This is a genomic window from Bradyrhizobium sp. JYMT SZCCT0428, from assembly GCF_018131075.1.
GTDB lineage: Bacteria > Pseudomonadota > Alphaproteobacteria > Rhizobiales > Xanthobacteraceae > Bradyrhizobium.
This window is the reverse complement of the sequence record NZ_JAFCLS010000126.1, coordinates 1-5,668: the sequence shown is the minus strand read 5'-3', so window position 1 is coordinate 5,668 and position 5,668 is coordinate 1. Positions and strand designations below refer to the sequence as shown.

Here is a 5,668-nt window from a genome sequence, read left to right as displayed (position 1 = left end):
AGCGCTTCAGCGCGACCAGGGCTTTACCGTGCAGCAGGCCAATGTCGGCGTGCATCTTCTGCCTTGAAAAGGTGGTGGTGGCCCGGGTGGCGCGTGCCCGCGCAATGTGATGAAGGGCCTCCTCGGGGCGGCCGACCTGCAGCAGGAAGTCTGCCCGGTTGATAAAGTTGTAGACATCACCCGATTGCAGCCTCGCCGCCTGTTCGAGATCGGCCTGGCTCTCGGCGATTTTGCCACGTCGGACCAAGGCCGCAGCGCGGTTGCGCAGCGCGCCGGCGCGATCCGAATTGGTGTTCGCCAGAGCGAGCGCGCGGGTCGCGTCCTTGATCGCGAGATCGAATTGGCCAAACCCGCTGCGTATCGTGCTCCGGTTCAACCAAGCGTCGACGAGGGATGGATTGTCTTCAAGCGACCTATCGCAGCTCGCGAGCGCATTCCGATAGTCGTGCACTAGGATGTAGTGGTAGCAACGCGTGTAGTGGGCGGCGGCGCGCTCGCCCATCGGTATGCCGCGCGTGTTGATGATCGCCATGCAGGCGCCGAGCGCTGCCTCACCGTCTTTGTTGCGGCATGCCTCCCACAGCGTCGACCTCTCGCTAGGAGCCGCGGCAATCGCGTTAAGGGTGGGCAGCGAAAGCACGAGCGGCAGCAGGAAAATCATGCCGCGGGCCTGCAGCAACACGCGCCGATGCGCGATCTGCCGGAGTGCGATCATGGAGTGGTCCTGCCGAGGGCTGCACTCGCTTCTGGGGCGGGCCGGCTGACGGCAGCCATCGGCCGGTCGAAAACCCGCGATGCCCAGCTACACATCACGATCATGAATATCCCGATGGCGCAGAAAATCGTTCCGATGAAGCTCAGAATGATTGGCATCAACCAGAGTGACAGCAGGCTTCTGATCATGGCCGCGTCAGGTACTGCCGGGTCATAGACCACCGAAACAACCTCGCCGGTCCGGTAGGCTGGCGGATAGGTTCGAAGGCCGGACTGAAACTGGTGAGTTCCGCCGTCTGCTGTCTCGAAACGCACAATCGGCGAGAATACGTACCCCTTATCGTCGCTATCGCGCATGCGCACCATCTCGACGACCACGCCCTCCACTTCGAGGGTGCGCGCAAGCCAGCTCTTCGTACTCCAGATGGACCAAGCGGCTGCGACAAACAGCAGCAGGCCAATCGGTATCAGCACGAACTTGCCAAGCCGGTTCAGAAAAGTCGTCGGGTCTTCCATCGACTGGTCCTGCGGCAGGTGGGGGGCGAACGTTTAACTGTATCTGTCTGAAGGGACGCCGAAAGGTTCAATGCGCAGCCCGAGTAGCTCGGAGTGGATTTACCTCTTCCAAGTATCCGCGAGTCGCGTGGTTAGCCATCAACGCGCGATCGTGGCTGACCCCTGGAACCGCGCGCCACGGCCGGATGGCGGTGGCCATTCCATTTCGGAGGTGTTGCTTCGAAAATCGGCAGGATCCTAGTTGCCTCAACAGGCTCGGTCTCCTCGACAAAGTCACGTCGGGCCGCTTGGTGTTCTCGCTGCATGCTACAAGCGGGCCCGAAACCGGGCATTTTGAACCGCATCGGCTTGCTGCCGTAACGGCGCCGGCGCGGTATCGCCTTGCAATATGTTAGATTCTGGCACCACTTGGTGTACGCTCTCACCGTCCATGGCATGGAGACTCGATATGCTGCGACGAGTTTTCATCGCAGGAGTAGCGGCCACTGGTGCTTTGTCGTCATTTTCGCTGCGCACAAATGCGCAACAGCCGGCGGCGAGCCGCACCCGCATTGGCGTGCTGATCTACGGCTCGCTAGAGCGCAGTCAGGCCAGTCAAGCCTTAGGCCGAAAGACGGTTGTTGTTTGGGCCACAGCTTGCACGAGTTTTTGCCTGCCGCACTGAAATGGAAATGATCTCAGCGCTCGGCAGCACCCGCTTCCGTAATATTACAAAAAAACATTCAACCAACGTTCACGATAATCCGTCTATCAGCGCGCGGGGGGTAACGCTATCGGTTTAGGATGGACACCCATGTCGATAACACGGGACGAGTTCGATCCTCTTGGTATTGTCGTAGACTGGCTTGATACCTGCCGGCTGGGCGATCTCAGCGCCTTGGTCGACATGTACGATGAGCGGGCGGCGCTTGAATGCGACTGCGATGGCGTGACTCTGATCGGTCGCCAGTCGATTGCGGCGTATTGGGCACCCAAATTGGCGCTGGCGTTGGCAACTGCGTTCTCGATGGGCGAAATATCGCTCACTGCCCACGGCGTCTGCCTCGATTATCGCAATTATGAAGGCGATCCAGTGCGGTTGCTTTTCTGTTTCACGCCCTCGGGCAAGATATTGCACACCGAGTGTGGCCCGCTCGGTCAACGTCGTTGCGCGGCCTGAGCCGAAAACTCAACGATCGTGAACAGGTGCAACATCTTCCAAAGGAAAAAGCCCCGACGATTGCCGGGGCTTCGAAAGCACAGAGGGACAGGGGTCGAAGAACAGCTAAATCGCTTCCCACCGCTCAACCGGAAGCGTGCCTTTGTAATTCGACATCATATCGGTCGGATTGATTGACCCAGCGACGCTTGCTTGGGAAGGCGTGAGCACAGTGTGCGACCAGGCAAATGCGACCATGACAGCAATCGCGAGGGCTCCGATTGAAAGACCAGTTTGCGCATCGTTGGCTCCTTGGTTGGAGAATTCGATGCAGCAAGGATGCACGCATCGTGTTTCAGGAGTTTGCCATCGCAGGCCAAGAATGGTGTCGTCGCAGGATTTTTCGGTTTCGTCGGGGAGCCGTAGGAAGAAACGTCTTCACGCATTCGCGAGGCGTCGTCGTCGCCTTACCGGGCTTGTAATTGCGTAATCGAAAAGCCGTCCCCGACGCGTGATAAAAGGCCCGTCACCAGAACTCCATCGAATTTGTCAACGAAGGAGCCATCGATGCGCAAGCTAGTATGTTCAGTCCGAGCCCTCGCTACTTCGGGATTATCCAATAGGGCGGCACTGACGCATTGTGCGTCAGCTTGCGATCCCGATCGAACTGCTGGAAATAAACGTCACGCGCGTTTTTTCTCAAATCCGGCACTGGTTGCCGAGGCAAAGAGTTTGGTTGAAAGCCGGAATGAAGCGCGGTGAGCGACTAGCTGTCTTGCTCAATTCAGACCGACGATTGATAAGTTCAAGAGAGACGCAAATCCGACCCAGGCAGCGTACGGCACGAAGATTACGGAGGAGAGGCGGTCCAAATTCCACTGGCGCACGATAAACGCCAGGATCACCACGAATAGCGCTAGGATGATCGCGAGAGCGACTCCAGGCAGATGTGCGAAAAAGAAAATTGGCGACCAGAGGAAATTGAGCACCATCTGTACCAACCACAACAGCATCGCCATTTCTTTGCGATGCCGTTCCCATGTCCGCCACCCGGGGATCGCGACGAGGAGGTAGATTGCCGCCCAGACCGGTGCGAAGATCCAGTTCGGCGGATTGAACCAGGGCTTATTGAGCCCGGCGTACCAACTGCCGGGCACGTTCAAATATCCGATCAGAAAGCCGCCCCCGATCACGAAAGCAACGAAAACGGTAAGGCGCATCATGGATGTCATCATTCGCTTTCGGCATGCGGCGCAGCGCGCATCCTGTGAAACATCACGTCACGGCGTCTCCAACAGGCCGTCCGCCACGACGTAACCGTAGTAGGCGCAACATGCGGCAAGTGCTGGCCCGAAGGCACATCCGTGACGGTCAGTTCGCCTGATCGGTGAGGTCGTGTGAAGCAACCTAACATAAGTTCAGACTCATCGGTCTTATCGGCCTCTCGTCCTAGTATGTCGCACGGACGATTAATTCGATCAGGCCAAGTCATAGAACAGATAAAAGCCGATTGCCGGCCACAGTTTCTGTGCGGGCTTGTTGCCGTCAACGGCAGCCCGAAGCAGTTCCCCCGTCATCGACTGTGTAAGGCTTCACTCCGGCGCATTGCAGGTAAGAAACGTTGTCCGATGCCTGATGGATCACCAGCGCGCGTTCGCTAATAAAAGATTCATGCCGACGTGATCCGGCCCGCACCAGACGTCGTTACATGTCAGATGCAACAAGCGGTGGGTCGGTTTTTCTCAGTTCAGGAATACGGCCTGCCCGCAATCCCCAACATGAATGGAGTACCAAGATGAATTCTCGCCTGCTGTTTTCCGTTGCGACACTCTCGCTCGCCGTTGCAATTGGATCGGCGACACTCTCTCAAGCCAAGGACAAGACGGTGATGGTCGGCGGTGCTGCGATGTATCCGTCGAAAAACATCTTTGCGAATGCAGTCAATTCGAAGGATCACACCACGCTCGTCGCGGCCGTCAAGGCCGCTGGACTGGTGGATACCCTGTCGAGCACGGGCCCTTTCACCGTGTTTGCGCCCACCAACGCAGCGTTCGCCAAATTGCCCAAGGGCACGGTGGATACGCTCGTGAAACCGGAAAGCAAAGCGGCGCTCACGAAGATCCTTACCTACCACGTGGTACCGGGCAAGGTGAACGCGGCGCAATTGTCAGACGGACAGAAGCTGACGACGGTCGAGGGCGAACAACTTACCGTTAAGAAATCCGGCAGCGCGGTCATGATCGTGGACGCGAAGGGTGGCTCCGCCACCGTCACGATTGCCGACGTCAACCAGTCGAACGGCGTGATCCACGTGGTCAACAACGTTTTGATGCCTGCAAGCTAGTCCAAGCTTCGCTAATGCCGCACCGGTACGACAGTTTCGGTGCGGCTTCGCTAAGGCTTTTGCAGCCCTTCCTGCGTCGGCGCGTGAAGGCATCCTAGCTCCCAGGAAGTCAACTGAATGAATTCCGGTCGGCGGCGATAGCTTTCGAAGCGGCTCTGGTCCAGTTCCGCAGTGTCGCCTGATTGGTCAAGTCGTACGTCATGTAGGTGAAGAAGCCGAACAGCGCGCCGCATAACATCGCTTGCGCAAGGCTTCCGGACTTCAGAGCCGGCAGGATGGCGAAGATCACGAGCCCGATGGGTAAATCACATAGAAGGCGACCGCGGCGGGGAGATTGACATCCGCGCGCATAATGTCGCCGAGCGTCGGACGATAGAGGCGGCTTGCCATCGTTCCAAGCCACGCCATGTGCGCAAAGCACGAAGACTGCCAGTGTTGCAAAATAGGCCGTGAAGTAAGTCATCATCGAGCGCTCATGTGGTAATCGACAGGGCGGGCATCGGCCGATGCCTTACCCGTCTAACGACGGGAAACGCGACTTGGATCATCGACCGACTTTGGACCGGGCGCTTGCGTGTTCCTTGCGCAATGGCATGTCAACGTGCAGACTGGGAACGGCGGTTACATCTTCAACCCGAACGGCAACCTCATCGCAGCCGCGAAGCTTACTGTCGATGGCCGAACTGGCGATGTTACGGGAGCGGCCTTCAATCTGGAACTTATGCGGATCATAGCCATCGGACTAAGGACCCCGTAGTTCACCGGATAAGTTCACTTTTGAACATTATTTTGGAACGAATGAGTTCAGCCTCACTTACCCCGCCGGAGGATTGTAAGGCAGCACCAAGGGGGATAGTGAAGTGGATGGCGTAGTTACGATTCTGGTCGTCGAGGACGACCAGGTTATTAGGGATTTAGTGGAAGAAGCTCTTTCAGACGGTGGTTTTGAATCGGCC

5 protein-coding genes and 1 pseudogene are annotated in these 5,668 nt (G+C 57.7%); 2 read left to right on the top strand and 4 right to left on the bottom strand.

Annotated features, from left to right (window positions below; translation table 11 throughout):
• Both JQ575_RS43610 and JQ575_RS43605 read right to left on the bottom strand, forming a co-directional pair.
• Positions 1-715, bottom strand: a 715-nt coding sequence (locus JQ575_RS43610) for a tetratricopeptide repeat protein (RefSeq protein ID WP_409364895.1), incomplete at its 3' end; no start/stop codon positions are given.
• Positions 712-1,230, bottom strand: coding sequence for a DUF3592 domain-containing protein (locus JQ575_RS43605; RefSeq protein WP_212039298.1), 519 nt, complete (start codon positions 1,228-1,230; stop codon positions 712-714). The genes JQ575_RS43610 and JQ575_RS43605, both read right to left, overlap by 4 nt.
• Positions 1,231-2,023: 793 nt before the next feature.
• On the opposite strand from JQ575_RS43605, the gene JQ575_RS43600 reads away from it, so the two are divergent.
• Positions 2,024-2,389, top strand: a complete 366-nt coding sequence (locus tag JQ575_RS43600; protein WP_212039297.1) for a nuclear transport factor 2 family protein — start codon at positions 2,024-2,026, stop codon at positions 2,387-2,389.
• 758 nt (positions 2,390-3,147) lie between these two features.
• Here the strand turns inward: JQ575_RS43600 and JQ575_RS43595 are convergent.
• Positions 3,148-3,591 (bottom strand): TspO/MBR family protein, encoded by a 444-nt coding sequence (locus JQ575_RS43595; RefSeq protein ID WP_312016138.1) that lies wholly within the window; start codon positions 3,589-3,591, stop codon positions 3,148-3,150.
• A gap of 572 nt (positions 3,592-4,163) precedes the next feature.
• Between JQ575_RS43595 and JQ575_RS43590 the strand changes: the two genes are divergently transcribed.
• Positions 4,164-4,712 carry a fasciclin domain-containing protein gene (locus JQ575_RS43590; RefSeq protein WP_212039299.1) on the top strand — a complete coding sequence of 183 codons (549 nt, stop codon included), beginning with the start codon at positions 4,164-4,166 and terminating at the stop codon, positions 4,710-4,712.
• Between the two features lie 109 nt (positions 4,713-4,821).
• Here JQ575_RS43590 and JQ575_RS43585 read toward each other — a convergent pair.
• Positions 4,822-5,102, bottom strand: a pseudogene (locus JQ575_RS43585) (DUF2177 family protein).
• Positions 5,103-5,668 lie beyond the last annotated feature (566 nt).